Consider the following 16,687-nt stretch of genomic DNA (forward strand, 5'->3'; position numbering starts at 1 on the left):
CGACACTCGGGTCTGGGCGCCCAGTTCGCCGCCTGGTGAGCAAGACCGCGGCTTACCCTCGGATCATGCCGCCGACCCTGAGCTCTAACGACTACTCCCTAGATTTCGATGAGCTCTACGCGCGGATGTGGGCGCTCGCGATCGATGACCAAGGTGATGGCACCAGGGTGTACAAGCCAGAGAGCCAAAGTGCCCTCAAGTGGCTCATTGCGGACTTGGCTGGGACGCCCGCGACGCCCGGCCAGACATGGCCCGACAACGACAGGATCCGCAAGCAGGCACACACCCTCCTGCAAGAGGGCGGATGGGCGGAGCGCCTGACTCAGACGAGCTTCCGTCTACTTAGGCCGCCCAATGACGACGGAAGCAGCGAACGCGACACTCACGAGCGATACGACTGGCCAACGGTCGAGTGGGTGAAGATCCCTGTCGATCGTGCAACCGGCAATCCGAACGGTACGCCGATCCGTAAACGGCACTTCTTGGACTGTTGGCACTGGTATCGGGATGAAGACCAGAACCTGTTGGGCGACCCGCCGAGACTTGCGACGGACGAGGAGATGCGTCGCCTTGCGCCCTGCCAAAGCTGTTTGGCTGAGGCGACAGCCGCGAACAATCCGTCACGGGGGCCTCGGCTCTCCCTAGACCTCGAACCCAGCGACGTCGAAGATGGTCCCGTACTCACGCAATGGCGAAGCGACGGTCCAACCGACGGCACCGCGCAAGTGGCCGTGCGTCATGAGCAGCGTCACCTTCGCAGGCATCTCATTGGTTCCCAGCCTGAGTCTCCATGCGGACTGTGCGGTCGGAAACTCCCAGCGCGGGAGCTGGTTGCAGCCCACATCGTGCCCCGCCACACGCTCAACGAAGCCGAGCGTCTCGACTTTTCCACGGCCGCTGTGCTGGCCTGCACTCTGGGTTGCGACGCCCTGTTCGAACGCGGATACATCGCGGTGGACGACAGCGGTCGAGTCGTTAGCCACAGGCCCACCAAGAATGAGGCCCTGCGCGACGCGGTCTCTGCAATTGTCGGCAGGAACGTAGCGGCACACACCGAGGCCAGCGCACCTCGATTTGCGCAGCATCGCGCGCTACACGCATCTGCGGACGCGTAGTCAGCGGACTGGCTGCCTGCCTAGAACGATTCATCCCTAGCTAGTTGAGTCATTCCGCCGTGTGTGGCCACGCCCGACGCCACACCCGACGCCGCCAGTGCGGCGACGCCGGGCGACGCGACTAGCTGGCGACCTGGAGCGCCTTGACCTCGTCGCGGGCAGCGACCACCGCAGCGTGCTGGCGTACGACGACCTCGCGGAACCCTGCACTGAGGTCCAGCTTCAGGGCGTCCTCGTACTCCGAGACCGCGTGGTCCTCACCGGTGAGAGCGGCCTTGAGCACCGCCTCGGGGTCGTCGCCGGTCACGGCGTCCTTCAGCGCGATCCAGCCGCGGTGCACGGCTGCCGCGACGGTGCCGCTCTCGTCGACGTCGTCGCCGTACGCGTGACCCATGTCGACGATCTCGCGCCAGAAGCCGGCGCGCTGCTCGGAGAAGCGCTGCAGGGTCGTGGCCCACTCGGGGTGCTCGCCGTCGCGGACCTTCTCCGCCGCTTCCGCGAAGCCCCGCTCGCCGTCCTTCAGCGTCTCGACCAGTTCCTTGGCCGCCTTGGCGTCATCAGACATCTCTGCTCCTTCGTGGGATGGGAAGCCCCCACCGTTGCCGACTCGTCGCGTCCACGAATCACCCGTGGGGATGACCGTCAGGAGCTGGACGCCCGCCCACGCCCGACCCACCCCAAGCCCCGCGGGCCCCCGAAGCTCAGCCAGCCTCCGCGATCCGTTCGATCGCAGCGAGATGGACCGCCTGCTCAGCGGCGCGGCTTGCCGCCGCCCTTGCCGCCCTTGCCCGTGGTGGGCGCAGGAGCCGTGGCGACCGGCGTCGCCGTGGCCGCGGCGGCGTCGACGATGCCCCAGCCGAAGACCGGCGAGTAGACGCCGGTGATGTCGGTGAGGGGCTGTCGCGCGGTGTCGAGCAGCACGCGCTCGACCTCCTCGCGGTCGCGACCCTGCGCGAAGAGCAGCGCTGCGACCCCGGCCACGTGCGGCGTGGCCATGGAGGTGCCGGCGTAGAAGTCGTAGTCCTCCTCGCCGCACGCGGCGCTTCCGGTGCCCAGCGGCACGGTCGAGACGATGTCGTCCTCGCAGAACAGGAGGCCGGCGCCGCCCGGCGCCGAGACCGCCTTGAGGTCCGCCTTGTTCGGCAGCTCCGAGAACCAGCTCTTCGCCTCGTTGCGGTCCGTCGAGGCGACGCAGACCGCCCCGGGCTCGAAGGCCGGGGTGTTGCAGAGGGCGGTGGCGGAGTTGCCCGCTGCGGCGATCACCGAGACGCCCCTGTCGTTGGCGTAGGCGATCGCCTCGGTGACCGAGCTCTCCTGACCCGTCAGGGTCAGCGCCTGCACGCCGGGGAGTGCGCCGAGGCTGAGGTTGATGACGTCGGCTCCGTTGTCGGCGGACCAGCGGATCCCGTCGGCGATCTCCTCGAAGGAACCACTCCCGTCCTCGAGCACCTTGACCGGAAGGATCGTGGCGTCCGGGGCGGTGCCGGCCACGCCGATGCCGTTGTCGGTGACGGCTGCGACGATGCCCGCCACGTGGGTGCCGTGCTCGTCGCCATTGTTCTCCCCGTCCGGACCGCGGAAGTCACCGTTGCCGCAGGGCGACTGGTTCTCGCAGCCGGTGAAGGTGGCGCCCTGGACGAGGTTGGCCCTCAGGTCGGGGTGGGAGAAGTCGACGCCGCTGTCGACCACGGCGACCACCGCTCCCGCGCCGGTCGTCGAGGTCCACGCCTGCTCGGCGCGCACCTGGTCCAGGCCCCACTGCAGGTCGCGCAGGGGGTCGCTCGTGGCTGCCTGTGCCGCCCCGCCGTGCAGCAGCGCGGCTGCCATGGCGAGGGGGAGTGCGGATCCAGTGATGCGGCGCATGGGGCGTGCCTTTCTGTCGGCGTTGCTCGTCTCACGAGGCCCAACGCGCAGCGGTCGGGGAAGTCACGCCGACCGGGGGCGGCGGGCCGGCGGGATCCCCCAAACGTGCAATGGCGCATCGGCTGAGGACGGAGAACAGTGGGAGGTCCCAGAGACCGAGAGAGAGGCCCGCCATGCCCGAGTTCATGGACGTCCACACCACGATGAAGGGGGTCACCACGGAGGCCCTCAACGAGGCCCACCAGGCCGACCTCGCGATCCAGGACGAGGAGCAGGTGACCTTCAAGCACGCCTGGGCCGACCCCGAGTCGGGCATGGTCTTCTGCCTGTCCGAGGCACCCAGCGCCGAGGCCGTCCAGCGGATCCACGAACGCGCAGGACACCCGGCCGACAACATCTACCAGGTGCCGGTCCAGGCCTGAGCACGGACGCCAGAGCACAGACGCGAGGCGGCGTACGCCTCGGCTCGTCGGATCCCGGGACCAGAGACCCCCGACCGGGTGACACGTGGCACTGACGCTGCGCCGCTGCGGGCGTGCATGGTCGAGGGACAGGAGGAACCCACGACCGAGGAGGAAGTCATGGCCGCAGCAATCGTGCTCCTGGTGGTCGTCGTGGTGGGCGGCACGATCGCCATCAACCTCTACCTGCGCGGCTGGGTCCGCGAGGAGTCGCAGCGCGAGGCGCACCTGAGGGACCCGAACACCCACACCCTCGCCTTCGCGATCCCCACCGGGGTGGATCCGGTCAGGCCCGAGACCGCGCTCGCCCTGGCGGGCTTCAACTCCGGGCACGACCGCGTCGGCATGGTCGAGTGCATCCGCATCGAGGCCGACGACTCGCAGCGTGACCGGGTGCGCGGGATCCTGGATGACGTCTTCCGGACCGAGTACGACAGCTCGGTGCTGCCATCAGGGCACGTCGTCTTCGAGGACGAGCGCTGACGCTCCGTACGCCTACGGTGGTGACGGTTGCGCGCTAGTCCCGGACCCGGCCGGTCTCGTAGCCCCACATCGCGACCTCCACCCGGTTGCGGGCGCCGAGCTTGGTCATGAGGCTGCCGATGTGGGTCTTCACCGTGCTGAGGCTGATGTGGAGCTCAGCGGCGATCTCGGCGTTCGTACGCCCCCGCGCGAGGGTGACGAGCACCTGCTCCTCGCGCTCGGTGAGGGGGTCGATGGGCTGGGCGGGCGGGGCGACGCGACCCGTACGCGCGAAGGTCGCCAGCAGCCGGCGGGTGATGCTGGGCGAGATGAGCGAGTCACCCCGGGTGGCGGCGCGGACCGCCTCGCCGAGCAGCTCGGGTCCGGCGTCCTTGAGCAGGAAGCCGGTGGCGCCGGCCGCCAGCGCGCCGTGGACGTACTCGTCGAGGTCGAAAGTGGTGATCACGACGACGGCAACCGGGTCCGCGACGCCCGGCCCGGCCAGCAGGCGGGTCGCCTCGACGCCGTCGAGGACGGGCATCCGGATGTCCATCAGGCACACGTCCGGGCGCAGCTCGCGCGCCAGCCGTACGGCCTCCTGCCCGTCGCGCGCCTCCCCCACGACCTCGATGCCGTCGAGGGTGCCGAGGATCAGCCGCAGCCCGGTGCGTACGAGGTCCTGGTCGTCGGCGACCAGCACCCGGATGGTCATGCCGGCACCTGCCGCGGCAGTGTCGCGCTGACGGTCCAGCCGCGACCGGGGCTCGGGCCTGCCTCGCACACGCCGCCGAGGAGCAGTGCCCGCTCGACCATGCCGGTGAGGCCGAACCCGGCGTCGGGGGCGGGGTCGGCCGCGCCCGGGTCGCCGTCGTCGCGGACGACGAGGCTGACGGTCGAGGCGTCCCCGGCGACGCGTACGTCGACGAGGGTGGCGTTGCGGGCGTGCCGCAGGGCGTTGGTGACGGCCTCCTGCGCGATCCGGAAGACGGCCGCGTCGATCGCCGCCGGGAGGGCGGCGACGTCACCGGAGACCGTGATCTCCACCCGCGGCCCTGCGGGCGAGGCACCGGCCAGCCGGTCGAGGTCGGCGACACCGGGCTGCGGGGCGTAGGCGGCGGGCGCCTCGTTGCGCAGCACCCGCACCATCGCCCGCATCTCCGCGAGCGTGCGCGTCGCCTCCACCTCGATCACCTGCAGCGCCTCGAGCGGCGCCGACGGGCTGGTCGCCGCGAGCGCACGCCCGGCCTGGGCCTGGACGGCGATGGCGGAGACGTGGTGGGCCACGGTGTCGTGCAGCTCGCGCGCCAGCAGGACCCGCTCCTCCGACTTCATCTGCTCGATCCTCCGCTCCTGGGCGCCGCGCTGGGAGCGTACGGCCCAGCCCAGCGCGACGGCGGCCAGCAGGACAGCGACGCCGCCGATCGCGTCGCCGAGCCCGGTCCAGCTGACGACGAGCGACAGGACGGCCGGGACCAGGATGATCGCCAGGCCCGCCACCGCCTCGCGCCCGGACCCCCACCGGAACAGGGCGTAGGGGAAGACGAGGAAGTAGAGCATCGAGTAGATGTCGAGGGTCGGCGCGTCCGCGACGATCACGCCGAGGTCGACCACCGCGACCGTGCCGAAGGCGGCGGCGACCACGGCGAGCGGGTGCGTACGACGCCAGAGCAGCAGCGGCGCGAGGCCGAGCGTCAGCACCATCGAGAGCTCCCGCAGCGGCATGTCCTCGCGCAGCACGCCCTCCAGCACCCCGGCGACCACCACGAGCGCGAGCAGGGCCCAGTCGCGCCACACCCGGACCGGTGGGGCCGAGGGGCGGGGCTCGTCCAGGAAGGACCGCAGCGGGGTGCTCACGCGCCCAGCGTAGGGACGGGGCGCCGCTGCCACGCCGTACTTTCGGCCAGAGAAGTGCGGCCATCGAGCCGATACGCCGACGACGCGGCGTCGCGAGGGTTGGTCGCATGATCACAGTCGAGTCCCTGACCCGGAGGTACGCCGGCTTCACCGCCGTCGACGACGTCTCCTTCACCGCCCGACCGGGCCGCGTGACCGGCTTCCTCGGTCCCAACGGCGCCGGCAAGTCCACCACGATGCGGGTGATGGTCGGCCTGACCGTCCCGACCGCCGGCTCCGCGACCATCGACGGTCGACGGTTCGCCGACCTGCCCAACCCCGGCCTCGAGGTCGGCGTCCTGCTGGACGCCTCCGCGCAGCACGCCGGCCGCACCGGGCGCGAGATCCTCGCGGTCGCCGCCGCCACGATGGGCCTGCCCGGCTCACGCGTCGACGAGATGCTCGAGCTGGTGAGCCTGACGCCCACCGAGGCCGGGCGCCGGGTGCGCAACTACTCCCTCGGCATGCGGCAGCGTCTCGGCATCGCGACCGCGCTGCTCGGCGACCCGCAAGTGCTGATCCTCGACGAGCCCGCCAACGGCCTCGACCCCGCGGGGATCCGGTGGATGCGCGACCTGCTGACGGGGTTCGCCGGCCGGGGCGGCACCGTGCTGCTGTCATCGCACCTGCTGCACGAGATCGAGGTGATCGCCGACGACCTCGTCGTGATCGGCAACGGCCGGATCGTCGCGTCCGGCACCAAGGACGAGCTCCTCGCCTCCGCCGGGACGCTCGCCCGTACGCCGTCGCCGCGCGACCTGGCCCACGCGCTCGAGCAGGCCGGGATCCCCAGCACGCTCGCCGGCGACGGCTCCGTACGCACCGAGGCCGACCCCGCCCGAGTCGGGGCCGTGGCCCTGGCCGCCGGCCTCGCCCTCACCGAGCTCCGGTCGGCCGAGGGCGCCGGGCTCGAGGACATGTTCCTGTCGCTCACCGCCGACACCCAGCGCGAAGGAGTTGCCGCATGACCGCCACGACCATCTCCCGGGACCCAGCAGCTCCCGTCCGCCGCACCGTACGTCCGATCCCGACCGCGCGGCTCGTGAAGGTCGAGCTGCGCAAGATGTTCGACACCCGCTCGGGGTTCTGGCTGCTGGTCAGCATCGCGGTCCTGTCGCCGATCGCGGCCGGGTCGGTCGTCGTCGTCGCGCCCGACAGCGACGTCACCTACCAGAGCTTCGCGAGGGCGAGCGGGTTCCCGATGTCGGTGATCCTGCCGATGATCGCGATCCTGGCCGTCACGAGCGAGTGGAGCCAGCGCAGCGGGCTGACGACCTTCACGCTGGTGCCGCACCGCGGACGCGTGATCGGCGCCAAGGCGGTCGCGACCCTCCTGGTGGGTGTCGGCTCGGTGGCCCTCGCCTTCGCGGCGGGCGCCCTCGGCAACGTGGCCGGCTCGGCAGTCGCCGGGCTGGACACCGTGTGGAACATCCCGTGGTCGATGGCGACCCAGATGCTGCTGGGCAACCTGGTCGGCATGGCGATCGGCTTCACGCTCGGGGTGGTGATGCGGGCGTCGTCGGCGGCGATCGTCGGCTACTTCGTGGTCTCGCTCGTGCTGCCCGGCGTGCTGCAGCTGCTCGCCCTGGTGCAGGACTGGTTCCTCGACCTCCAGCCGTGGGTCGACTGGAACTACACACAGGTCGAGCTCTTCGAGGGCGCCACGAACACCGGTGAGGAGTGGGCGATGCTCGGGTCGACCACGGCGATCTGGATCGTCGTCCCGCTTGTTGTCGGACTGTGGTTCTTGCGGAGGTCCGAGGTGAAGTAGGGCGGTACGGCGGTGTGCCTAGGGCTCCTCTATGGGCTCCGGGCGTCCGTCGTCTCGTGGTGGATCTACTGCGTCCAGTGAATCCCGCCTGGGGCGCGGGATCCTCAGCGCGGGTGCGTCTCAGCGCCCAGAATGGGCTACGCCCGAAGGGCGCAAACCGCGTGACGATAGGTCGCGAAAGACCACATCTAGAAGAGCATCCCCTGTTGGGTCTCATCTGCGCGAGCGGTGCGTGTCGAGCGCGCTTGCACGACAGGCTTGGCGTTCTTGGAGGCCTTGATGGCGATGATTCGATGGATGTCGCGCTCACCCCGAAGCCGCAATGTCGCGCGGGAGACGGTCCAGGTGCCGTCGCGGTTGTCCGCCGCCAGCCCGGCACGCGCTAGCAGCGTGAGGGCGGCTTTGACCTCGCTGGCGCGGCCCATGCCGAACTGGTCGCGCAGCGTCTGTGCGATGTCGGCCGGGGTGACCTCGATGGGTTGGGTGCCGGGACCGCCGTACTCGGTGGGCCAGTGCGAGGTCCACAGGTGAGTGGCTAGGTACAGCGGCTTGACGGGGTCGTTCATGAACTTCCGCCGGGCCTTGATGTGATTGAACCGGTTCGCGGTGACGTTGTTGACCCCGGTGAGGAAGTGTCCGATCGTGCTTGGGTCGTCGGAGTTCGGCAGCACACCGTTAGCGGGGTCCGGGAGGTGTTGGAACGTGTACCGGTACTCGTCTCGGTCGGCCGAGCGGCTGTACTGGGCGATCACCGGTGCCTTCGACGGCGCGTACTCGTGGTCGGGGTTGAGGTAGCGGTCCTTGATGATCCGCCGGACGGCTGCCAGCCCAACGTCGCTCGGCACCAGTTGCAGCACGTCGAGGTCGTGGACCTCGACGAGCGTGCCTGCCTCATCGACGGGAAGGTGCGTCAACTCGGCGTATTTCCCGATCTGTCGGCAGGCCTTGTCGATGCTGTTGTCATGCATCGCCAACTTGCTGATCTCGCCGACCAGACCGGTGCCGTCCTGGAAGATGACCGTGAAGTCAGGGGTGACCGTGACTTCGGTTCCGTCGTCCATCGTCACCTTGATCTTGGGGAACCGTTCGAAGTGACGGACCGTGTCGGCGATCTCGGTGACCCGTGTGAACAGCCACTCGAACGCGCACACCACGTCGACGTACTGGTCGTAGAGGTTGAAGTCGTCGAGCAGATCCTGCAGTGCGATCGCACTGCTCTTGGCCCCCGCCACAGTCGGTCAGCCGACTAGGTCGAAGATCGACACCGGCTTCGGTGGAGCGGACTCCCGCAAGTCATCGGCCTCGAAGTAGGTCCCCAAGTCCTGGGCGATGCGGGTGAGTGACCCCATGCTTGCCCGGAAGCCCGGGTGGATCTCGATCGCGTCAGGTTGGGTGACGAACAGGTCGTAGTTCGAGCCGTCGCGGTTGTCGGTCACCACCACGTGTAGGTAGGGGTTGCGGTGCACCACGGCGAACGAGATGTCGCTGGTGCCCTCCAGCATGTGAATGACCTCGCCGGTCGCCTTGGGGTCGGTGAACAGCGGCGCGGCCAGCCGCACCTCGATGGGTTGCTTAGGCGGCTCGTGCACGACTCGTGCTCGGTTCGAGAGGAGCTCACGTCGCCGCGATGCGGCCAGCGCAAGGCGGGATAGGACGCGGTTCTCGAACACCTCGAAGTCACCGCGGTAGAACGTGGCCCCGGCGATGCGCCGAAGCAGAACGTCCATCACGTCACCCACGTGCAGGTGCAGCGTCCGCAGGGCAACTCCTTGGGACTCGGCCTCTTCCACGATCTCGCGGTGGTCTGGCCTCAGGTCGCCACCCATCAACGCCCGGAAGCCTCGGTTCCACGACGACCTATCCGACCGCACACGACCCGATGCCCGCTGGACTTCGACCTCGTCGTGCTCCGACAGCGCGGCACCGATGGCCACGAAGTCGTCATGATCTAAGAAGCAACGCACGACCTGCGGAGCGGCCTTGCTCAGCCATCGGTCGACTTTGTCCCACCGCGGGTCGGTCGACGGGATCGAACCGATCAAGTGGAAGACCCCGTCGTAGGCCGTCGGCCACGCCGACAGCACGAACGGCCCTCGGTCATCCTCGACACGCATGACCGACACCCCACCGACGGTGAGCACCGAAGACAGGAGGTTCGTGGGGTGGATGACCTCCAAGGGGTTGGAGTCCTCCACGATGATCGTCTCGACGACCACGTGCTCACGCGGCTTGCCCTCACACGCGTCAACGAGGTCGTGGAGCGGCTGCAGGTGCCCCTCTTGGGCTTGCCTCCACAGGAGCGCATCGAACCGCGGAAGCCCAACGGCGTCGACGACGTTCATCGGGCCCGTCGTCCCCATCGTGCTCACCTCCGTTGGCCAGCCCAAGCTCAGTGCGGGTCCCACCGGTCCCCGGCTTGACTGACCCTAGCGTCCCCTCGGAGCGACGGCAGCAGATCGGTCGCCGCCAGCCCCCAAGGTACGTCTGACCGCCGACAAGCACGGATCTGCGGCCTTCCGCGCAGTCAACGGCGTGCCCCATTCCGCCGCGACTTCGCACCTGGGCTCGCCCGGTCCCGGCATCGTTCCAGGACGCTGGACTCGGGTTCTAACCTGAGCAGATGCTCGACCTGGCCGGAATCGACGTTGAGGAGATCGCAACCGCGCTGGCGGATCAGACGGACTACGAGCACCGTTGGCTGCTGGATCCGCGAACGGGGCAGGTGGTGTTCTGGACCAGCGACACAGGTATCGACGGTGAGAACCCCGTCGAGATCGACGAGTTGGACCTGATTCCCATCGACCCGATCCCGTCGTACGTCTGGTACCAGGACATGGCCGACTTCGCTGAGGGCATCAGTGACGAGGCGGCCAGTCGAGGCCTGGCCAGGGCGCTTCAGGGGCGGGGAGCGTTCCGTCGTTTCAAGGACGAGCTCTATGAGCACCATCCCGAGCTCGTCCCTGCCTGGCAGGCGCTGCGTGACAGTCGAGCCCAGCGCCGCGCCGTCGAATGGCTGCTAGACCATGCCCTCATCGACGACGACGCCGCTGACAAGTTCGCGGCCGACCACCCAGACCCCGCTCTGCCCTGATATCGGCAGCCGTGACGACAAACGCACCAAAGAGCACCTCAGTTCCCCCTGCCAGCCTCGCCGGGTTTCCCGGAATGCCGATGTGCGGAGACACGAGCCCGCTCGAGTCGCCTCGCAATGGCGCCCCGGCGACGCACTCAGGCGCGGCTCATGGAGTGAAGCGCTGCCTCCACGGCTGCGTACGGGTCTTCGGCCCGAGTCACGCCGCGGCCCACGATGACGTGACTGGCTCCATCGGCGATTGCCCCGCCGACGGTGCCCGCGCGGACGTGATCACGCGTCTGGACGTCCCCTGGCACCGCGGCGCCCGGCACCACGATCAGGGAGTGCGGCGGTGCGAGTGCCCGCATCCCGCGCACCTCACATGGAGAGGTCACCAGACCATGACATCCGGCATCGATCGCCAGACCTGCCAACCGTTCGACCTGCGCCTGCACCCCACCGGGCACTCCCACCTCGACCAGGCCCACGTCGGCGAGCGAGGTGATCACGGTCAACGCCAGGACCTTCAGCCGGGGCGTCGCACGCGCTGCTTCGACCGCGGCGCGCAGCACGGCCGACCCGGCGCCGGCATGGACGGTCACCATCGAGACGCCGAGGTCCCCACATACCCGTATCGCGGAAGCTACCGAGTGCGGGATCTCGTTCAGCTTCAGGTCCAGGAACACCTGTTTCCCGGATTCGACCAGAGCACTCACGACCGCGGGCCCGGCAGCGGTCAGCAGCTCCAGCCCCACCTTGTACGTGCCCACCAGGTCACCCAGCTGCCGCACGACGTCCATAGCGGGCTCGCTGTGGTCGAAGTCGAGCGCTACGACTATCTGGCCCCCGCTGGTCACGAGCAGCACACTATCGACGGTCCACCAGCGACGGCACCGTCACTCCGCCCGCTCATGTCGCGACCCGTGCATCCGCTCATGCCGATGTGCGGTTCGTCCCGTAGCCTCGGGCCGTGGACTCCGAAGACGTACGGATTGCTGTCTACGACCGGTTCAGGCGCGGCGAGGTTCCCTCAGTGGCAGACCTTGCAGCCGATCTTTCGTCGAGCCGGGATGAGGTCGGCGTCGAGTTGAAGGCCTTGGCCGAGCAGCGACACCTTGCGCTCGACGCGGACGGCGAGGTCGCAATGGCGCACCCGTTCACGGCCGTGCCATTGGGGTTCTCGGTGATGGGTCGCGACGCCCTGTGGTGGGGTGGCTGCGCGTGGGACTCGTTCGCGCTCCCTCATCTCCTTCCGGAGCAGAGCCCAGTGCTGGTTGCAACGTCGTGTCCCGCCTGCGACACGCCGCACGCCTGGCACGTGGACGATCGGGAACCGCCACCGGGCGACCAGGTCGCGCACTTCCTGGTCCCGACCAGGCACATGTGGGACGACGTGGTCCACACCTGCGGGAACCAGCGGATCTTCTGCTCCGAGCAATGCGTGACCGACTGGCTGGCGCGGACGGGGAACCAGCGCGGCTACGTGATGAACCTGCCGACGCTATGGCGACTCGCGTCGGGCTGGTACGCCGGGCGGCTGGAGCGGGGCTACGTGCGGCGCGAGCCAAGCGCCGCTGCCGACTACCTGCGCGGTGTCGGCCTCTCCGGGCCCTTCTGGGGTCTCACGGACTGACTCTCCAACGCACGCTCATGCCGCGAGTCGCGCGTTCGCAGACCCGCGTCTTACCGCCGCCTATCGGCGTCTCGTTCCGCCTTGCTAAGGCCGTCCGCTTGTCGGCTACTGTCGGCCCCATGGCATCTCCAGAGGCGAAGTTCGCACCGGTCGGGGCTTTGCGGGGCGGACTTGCCCTGATGGTCCTTGGTGCGCTGATGGCCTGGGGCCCCGTCGACTCCATACCGGAGTGGGCTTGGCTCGGGACCCTGTCCATCGGTGCCCTCTTGCTGGCGACCGCTTTGGGCATCCGCACGCTACGGACCTAGGCGACGGTTCCTTTCGAAGCGACGCGCACAAGCGAGCGAGCCGCGGCCACTGTTCGGGCGAAACGCCCCGCAGTACCGCTCTCGTCGGTCGCCGGACTCCTGTGCGATCGGTGGTCTCGGCGCCGCGTAGGACGCAGTCAACCATCAGCCGCTGGTCGTCATTCGCAGCCAGTTCCATCCCCGTCGCCGTCCAGGTGTCTCCCATAACCCGGATCTCCCGCGCGGACCGGGGTTGCGCCAGCTGCGCGCGCCTCGTCGCAGTTGTCGTAGTGCACTGATCCACCGCCTCTGGCTCCGGAGGCCTCAGTCGGGGCGTGATCGTTGGCTGCGACCGTCGGATCGGAGATGTTGTGGTCCACCTCCGTCGAGGCACCCCACTCGTCAGTGGTGAGGGCTTGCCTGTCACAAGGGGCGAGCACTCGCTGGATCGCCTCCTTCTCCGGAAGGGTCACCCAGAGGCCGTACTTGACCTTCACGGCAACTTGACGTGAGACGTACTCGCACCGGTACGAGCGGTTGGCCGGCAGCCACGTCGCGGCGTCGCCGTCTCCCTTCTGGCGGTTGGCGCCGGCGTCAGTCGGAAGAAGGTTGAGCGGGTCGTTCGCGAAGGCAGCGCGCTTGCGGATCGGCCAGCCAAACGCCCCGGTCGCCCATGCGTTCCCCAGGGAGACGACGTGGTCGATGTCGATGAGGGCCCCATCGCCGCGCCAATAGTCGATTGCGGAACCGGTGTAAGGGTCCTCGTACAAACCAGCGGCCACGACACAACCGTTGCTCTCCAGCGTCGCCTGGCGCAGGTAGTGGCCGAGGATGTCGTTCCTGGTGTCGCACCCGTTCCGGTCCGCGTCGAGCCACGCTGGACCGAAACGGTCGCGGTCGTATCCCGTCATGGGAGCACGCCCCTTGACTGGCAAGCCGTGGAGCGCTGCCAGCGTGGTTGCTCGGCCAGCTTCGTGTCCGCCGGACGTGGGTGGGGTAGGTGTCGCTCGTGCACTCGGACGGGCGCTGCCACTTCGTTGCGCGTCTCGATCCTGCGCACGGGCCACGACGTCGGAGTCGTAGCCGCACTGGCCGATCGAGACGACGAGGACAGCACCCACCACAACATGCTTGAACTTCACGACGTTCCTTCAGCGGCTGCGGTGGGCAGAGCGGCGTCGCCTCGCCCCAGGCGGAGTGGCCGCTTCCGTCAGCGCTTCTCGCAGGCGATGCCGTCGTTGTCGGCGTCGAGGGTGCCGTTGTGGCCCTCGGCGGCGCGGTAGGCCTTGGTGTTGCGGTAGAAGTTGGTGACGGGCTTGCCGCTGGTGCGGTCCTTGGCCTTGGCCAGGCCGACGCCGTGGGGCCACTTCTTGTTGAGGTTGGTGCAGTTGTCGTGGTAGCCGGTGGTGTGAGCCGATGCCGGGCCCACCAGCGTGAGTGTGGCGGCGGCCATCGTGCTGACAGCGATAGAGATGAGCGTCTTGGTGGCGTGCACGTTTGTTCCCCGTGTTGATCGTTCCCGGCCCAGTCGCCGAGACCACGAAGTTACGTCAGGCGCGGGACGGTGTCCGGCGAACAGGAACATGCGCCGGCTCACGCGACGTGAGGTCCTCTGTCGCGGTCAGGCGTCCACCCTCAGCCGCTGTTCGCGCACAGCGCGTAGAAGGCGGCGGAGAAGTTGGAGGTGGTGCTTCGGACGTAGACCTCCCACGCCGTTCCCGTCGCGTTGGGTCGGTTGGTGTGGACGGCGATGTCGACGGCCGAGCTGGCGAGGTAGTAGCCACCGGAGACGGCGATCTTGCCGGCAGGACACGGGACCGTGACGAACGCAGAACCGTAGTAGTCCCCACTCGCGGTGATGTCACGGTCGACGCTGACGCGTTCCACGCCGGTGAAGCCGCCCGTGGCGCCGGCGGGACCAGTGGCTCCCTGAGGTCCGGCGGGTCCCGCAGGTCCCGTGTTGCCCTTGAGTGCGGCGACCGTGGACGCGGCCAGGTCCTTGGTCTTGAGCGTGCGGTTCTTGATGTCCTTGGACGTGACCGAGTTGTCCTTGATCTGCTTCCCGGTGATGACCAGGGCGGCAGTCGCGCCCCCGGTGGCTGACACGACGAGCAAGGCGCCGGCAACGGCGATCGTCGGGACGCCGCGGCGCAACGTGGGGGCGATGGTGCTGGAACCAAGTAGACCTCGCGGTCCAGACCGGGGCGTGGGGACAGGTGCGCCTGGCCGCCGCGGTCACCCCTCCGCACAGGGCAGCCGCAGCCGGGACGCCCCACCCACGCCGTGGCAGATCGTCCGCACCGACGGCGCCAGGTCCGTACCCGTCGCAGGCGGCTGGCCGGTGCCCAGGTTCCGGGCCCAGCGCGGGTGCGCACCGCCGGAGACCTGCAGGCGGAGGCGGTGCCCGGCCAGGAACCGATGTGCCAGCGCGTCGAGCTGGACCTCGACGGTCCTGTTGGCGTCGTCCGGCCCCAGCCTGCGGAACCCGTCGCTCACGTTGACGGACCGCCCACCGCGCCCCACGTCGCACAGCCGCACGAACAGGTCCGCCCACGGGTTGTCGGTCTCGTGCACGATCTCGGCCACCGGGGTCCCGAGCACGTCCAACGGCTCGGTCAGCGGCGCGCTGGTGAAGGTCACGACGTCCGCGCGGCGCTCGAGCCTCCGGTTGTCCCGACGACCGGAGATCGCCGGGTTGACCACCTGGCCGCCGACCGCCGGGGTGGGATCGGCCGGGTCGTAGGCGAAGGTGGTTGGACCGGCGGCGGACGGCGGCGGGTCCTCGGCGAGGCCCCCGCCGGGCTGGAGGTGGAGCACCCGGTCGCGGGTCTGCGGCGGCCACGACTCCAGGTCGCGCCACTCCCCCGCACCCGTCACGGTGATCCGGACCGGGCTCGGTCGCCGTCGGCCACCGTCGCCGGCGAGGTGCTCGCCCAGCCAGTCCAGTGCCTCCGTCATCACGGTCGCGGCGCCTTGGGTGCCCGTCTGGAGGTGGGTCCACGGTCCGATGGTGAGCCCGACGTCGACGCCGCGCTGCCGCAGACGGTCGTACTGCTCGAGCACATGCGCGGGGAACCCAGTAGGACGCTCCCCACAGCGCCAGTCGTCCGTCGAACCACGGCTGCTCCCGCAGCCAGCCGACCGCGTCGTGCCCGTCGGCCGTCTCCTGGGCGAACGGGTCGAGCACCCCGCCGGACCCGCCCGTCCCGCGGCAGGCCTGGTTGACGACCCGGTGCCCGTGCGCGGCGAGGAAGCCGGCGGTGAGGTGGGCGACCACCCCGTCCAGGCCGTACGGCGTGCGGATCAGCACCGTGCCCGGCGACCTCGTGGCCGGGACGTAGACGTCGGTCAGCAGCTCCACACCGTCGCGCATCGGCACCCGCGCGCGCTCCACGGTGTAGCGGCAACCTCCCCGCGGCAGCCGCAGGATCCGGGCCAGCGCGGGTCCGAGCGGATGCCGCAGCCCCGGCGCCGACATCGCCGTCGCTCAGCCGACGTGCACGGCCGCGGGTCCCGCGGGCAGGTCGTACGCATGACGCACCGCGCCGCCCTCGAGCTTCGTCAGGACGTGGTGCGCCAGCCGTGCCGTCGTGGGGGCCGTGGACAGGTTGTGCGAGGCGTACAGCCGGCTCGACCAGGCGTCGAAGTGCTGGTGGCGCGCGCGGATCTCCAGCAGCTGGCGCGGGCGCCAGTCCTGCCCCGGTGCACCCAAGGACGGGACGACCGTCCCGAGGGCGTCCCACTGCCCCAGCCACAGCTTCATCTGGAGCTCGAGGGCGGCAGCGAGCAGGTCGGGGTGCTCGTCGACGACCAGCATCCGGTGGTGCAGCTGGTAGCGGTACGGCTCGCGCGGGCCGCGGGTCAGGCCGGCGCGAACGGCGGCGGCGTCGAGGTCGCGCCCACAGGCACGCGGGTCCTTCAGGCGGGCGGCGCACAGCCGCGCGGCGCACGCCCAGTCACCGGCCGCGACGTCCGCGAGGGCGTCCAGGCCGGGCGCGAGCAGCCGGGCCCCGGGATGCATGATCACGATGGCCACGACGCCCCTCCTCACCACGCGGTCGGCGCTCGCGCGCGTGGTCACCAGCGTCCGGCCGGCCGGCTGAGGTCGGGCCGGATGCGCGCGCTTTTC

At 69.7% G+C, this 16,687-nt stretch carries 19 protein-coding genes and 1 pseudogene; 7 read left to right on the top strand and 13 right to left on the bottom strand.

All coding sequences use genetic code 11. The features are described 5' to 3' along the window. The first annotated feature begins 65 nt into the window (after positions 1-65). Positions 66-1,115, top strand: a complete 1,050-nt coding sequence (locus tag IE200_RS01975) for a hypothetical protein (protein WP_191277668.1) — start codon at positions 66-68, stop codon at positions 1,113-1,115. 121 nt (positions 1,116-1,236) lie between these two features. On the opposite strand, the gene IE200_RS01980 is transcribed toward IE200_RS01975, so the two are convergent. Both IE200_RS01980 and IE200_RS01985 read right to left on the bottom strand, forming a co-directional pair. Continuing rightward, positions 1,237-1,680, bottom strand: coding sequence for a ferritin-like domain-containing protein (locus IE200_RS01980; RefSeq protein ID WP_191277669.1), 444 nt, complete (start codon positions 1,678-1,680; stop codon positions 1,237-1,239). A gap of 185 nt (positions 1,681-1,865) precedes the next feature. Continuing rightward, entirely contained in the window at positions 1,866-2,978 is a 1,113-nt protein-coding gene (locus IE200_RS01985) for a S8 family peptidase (protein ID WP_191277670.1), read from the bottom strand. Between the two features lie 173 nt (positions 2,979-3,151). Here IE200_RS01985 and IE200_RS01990 point away from each other — a divergent pair, with 173 nt between their 5' ends. Both IE200_RS01990 and IE200_RS01995 read left to right on the top strand, forming a co-directional pair. Beyond that, a complete protein-coding gene (locus IE200_RS01990; protein ID WP_191277671.1) occupies positions 3,152-3,400 on the top strand; it encodes an SCO4226 family nickel-binding protein in 249 nt (82 codons plus the stop codon). A gap of 159 nt (positions 3,401-3,559) precedes the next feature. After that, positions 3,560-3,922 carry a hypothetical protein gene (locus tag IE200_RS01995; RefSeq protein ID WP_191277672.1) on the top strand — a complete coding sequence of 121 codons (363 nt, stop codon included), beginning with the start codon at positions 3,560-3,562 and terminating at the stop codon, positions 3,920-3,922. A 34-nt stretch (positions 3,923-3,956) separates the two neighbouring features. Here IE200_RS01995 and IE200_RS02000 read toward each other — a convergent pair whose 3' ends face one another. Both IE200_RS02000 and IE200_RS02005 read right to left on the bottom strand, forming a co-directional pair. After that, the gene (locus IE200_RS02000) at positions 3,957-4,613 is read right to left on the bottom strand and encodes a response regulator (RefSeq protein ID WP_191277673.1); all 657 of its coding nucleotides are present in this window, start codon (positions 4,611-4,613) and stop codon (positions 3,957-3,959) included. Further along, a complete protein-coding gene (locus IE200_RS02005; RefSeq protein WP_191277674.1) occupies positions 4,610-5,755 on the bottom strand; it encodes a sensor histidine kinase in 1,146 nt (381 codons plus the stop codon). Before IE200_RS02005 ends, IE200_RS02000 begins: the two co-directional genes overlap by 4 nt. Before the next feature lie 107 nt (positions 5,756-5,862). Between IE200_RS02005 and IE200_RS02010 the strand changes: the two genes are divergently transcribed. Both IE200_RS02010 and IE200_RS02015 read left to right on the top strand, forming a co-directional pair. Further along, on the top strand, positions 5,863-6,762 hold the full coding sequence (locus IE200_RS02010) for an ABC transporter ATP-binding protein (protein WP_191277675.1): 900 nt from the start codon (positions 5,863-5,865) through the stop codon (positions 6,760-6,762). Further along, entirely contained in the window at positions 6,759-7,565 is an 807-nt protein-coding gene (locus IE200_RS02015; RefSeq protein WP_191277676.1) for an ABC transporter permease subunit, read from the top strand. Before IE200_RS02010 ends, IE200_RS02015 begins: the two co-directional genes overlap by 4 nt. Before the next feature lie 188 nt (positions 7,566-7,753). On the opposite strand, the gene IE200_RS02020 is transcribed toward IE200_RS02015, so the two are convergent. Both IE200_RS02020 and IE200_RS02025 read right to left on the bottom strand, forming a co-directional pair. Further along, entirely contained in the window at positions 7,754-8,797 is a 1,044-nt protein-coding gene (locus IE200_RS02020) for a hypothetical protein (protein ID WP_191277677.1), read from the bottom strand. Between the two features lie 6 nt (positions 8,798-8,803). Then, positions 8,804-9,907 (bottom strand): hypothetical protein, encoded by a 1,104-nt coding sequence (locus IE200_RS02025; RefSeq protein WP_191277678.1) that lies wholly within the window; start codon positions 9,905-9,907, stop codon positions 8,804-8,806. Positions 9,908-10,185: 278 nt separating this feature from the next. Between IE200_RS02025 and IE200_RS02030 the strand changes: the two genes are divergently transcribed. Further along, positions 10,186-10,656 (top strand): UPF0158 family protein, encoded by a 471-nt coding sequence (locus IE200_RS02030; protein ID WP_191277679.1) that lies wholly within the window; start codon positions 10,186-10,188, stop codon positions 10,654-10,656. A 137-nt stretch (positions 10,657-10,793) separates the two neighbouring features. Here IE200_RS02030 and pyrF read toward each other — a convergent pair whose 3' ends face one another. Then, positions 10,794-11,504, bottom strand: a complete 711-nt coding sequence (pyrF, locus tag IE200_RS02035) for an orotidine-5'-phosphate decarboxylase (protein WP_229855966.1) — start codon at positions 11,502-11,504, stop codon at positions 10,794-10,796. A gap of 104 nt (positions 11,505-11,608) precedes the next feature. On the opposite strand from pyrF, the gene merB reads away from it, so the two are divergent. Then, the gene (gene merB / locus IE200_RS02040; RefSeq protein ID WP_229855968.1) at positions 11,609-12,271 is read left to right on the top strand and encodes an organomercurial lyase; all 663 of its coding nucleotides are present in this window, start codon (positions 11,609-11,611) and stop codon (positions 12,269-12,271) included. A 466-nt stretch (positions 12,272-12,737) separates the two neighbouring features. On the opposite strand, the gene IE200_RS02045 is transcribed toward merB, so the two are convergent. From IE200_RS02045 to IE200_RS02065, 6 genes and pseudogenes are all read right to left on the bottom strand, one after another. Then, positions 12,738-13,469, bottom strand: coding sequence for a GmrSD restriction endonuclease domain-containing protein (locus IE200_RS02045; protein ID WP_191277680.1), 732 nt, complete (start codon positions 13,467-13,469; stop codon positions 12,738-12,740). Positions 13,470-13,768: 299 nt separating this feature from the next. Next, entirely contained in the window at positions 13,769-14,053 is a 285-nt protein-coding gene (locus IE200_RS02050) for an excalibur calcium-binding domain-containing protein (RefSeq protein WP_229855970.1), read from the bottom strand. A 140-nt stretch (positions 14,054-14,193) separates the two neighbouring features. Next, positions 14,194-14,712: a hypothetical protein gene (locus IE200_RS02055; protein WP_229855972.1), complete on the bottom strand. Its 519-nt coding sequence runs from the start codon at positions 14,710-14,712 to the stop codon at positions 14,194-14,196. A gap of 81 nt (positions 14,713-14,793) precedes the next feature. Next, positions 14,794-15,621, bottom strand: a complete 828-nt coding sequence (locus tag IE200_RS02060; protein WP_229855974.1) for a CocE/NonD family hydrolase — start codon at positions 15,619-15,621, stop codon at positions 14,794-14,796. A gap of 76 nt (positions 15,622-15,697) precedes the next feature. Next, positions 15,698-16,036, bottom strand: a pseudogene (locus tag IE200_RS21155) (CocE/NonD family hydrolase); the annotation flags it as partial. Positions 16,037-16,045: 9 nt separating this feature from the next. Next, positions 16,046-16,594 (bottom strand): hypothetical protein, encoded by a 549-nt coding sequence (locus tag IE200_RS02065; RefSeq protein WP_191277682.1) that lies wholly within the window; start codon positions 16,592-16,594, stop codon positions 16,046-16,048. Between the last annotated feature and the right edge of the window lie 93 nt (positions 16,595-16,687).

It is taken from the genome of Nocardioides flavus (ex Wang et al. 2016), from assembly GCF_014653115.1.
GTDB lineage: Bacteria > Actinomycetota > Actinomycetes > Propionibacteriales > Nocardioidaceae > Nocardioides > Nocardioides flavus.

Excerpts from the sequence above, each read along its gene's own strand:
- IE200_RS02010 (WP_191277675.1), top strand. The coding sequence starts at position 5,863 with ATGATCACAGTCGAGTCCCTGACCCGGAGGTACGCCGGCTTCACCGCC.
- IE200_RS02000 (WP_191277673.1), bottom strand. The coding sequence starts at position 4,613 with ATGACCATCCGGGTGCTGGTCGCCGACGACCAGGACCTCGTACGCACC.
- IE200_RS01980 (WP_191277669.1), bottom strand. The coding sequence starts at position 1,680 with ATGTCTGATGACGCCAAGGCGGCCAAGGAACTGGTCGAGACGCTGAAG.
- IE200_RS01990 (WP_191277671.1), top strand. The coding sequence starts at position 3,152 with ATGCCCGAGTTCATGGACGTCCACACCACGATGAAGGGGGTCACCACG.
- IE200_RS01975 (WP_191277668.1), top strand. The coding sequence starts at position 66 with ATGCCGCCGACCCTGAGCTCTAACGACTACTCCCTAGATTTCGATGAG.
- IE200_RS02045 (WP_191277680.1), bottom strand. The coding sequence starts at position 13,469 with ATGACGGGATACGACCGCGACCGTTTCGGTCCAGCGTGGCTCGACGCG.
- IE200_RS01995 (WP_191277672.1), top strand. The coding sequence starts at position 3,560 with ATGGCCGCAGCAATCGTGCTCCTGGTGGTCGTCGTGGTGGGCGGCACG.
- IE200_RS01985 (WP_191277670.1), bottom strand. The coding sequence starts at position 2,978 with ATGCGCCGCATCACTGGATCCGCACTCCCCCTCGCCATGGCAGCCGCG.
- IE200_RS02025 (WP_191277678.1), bottom strand. The coding sequence starts at position 9,907 with ATGAACGTCGTCGACGCCGTTGGGCTTCCGCGGTTCGATGCGCTCCTG.
- IE200_RS02015 (WP_191277676.1), top strand. The coding sequence starts at position 6,759 with ATGACCGCCACGACCATCTCCCGGGACCCAGCAGCTCCCGTCCGCCGC.
- IE200_RS02030 (WP_191277679.1), top strand. The coding sequence starts at position 10,186 with ATGCTCGACCTGGCCGGAATCGACGTTGAGGAGATCGCAACCGCGCTG.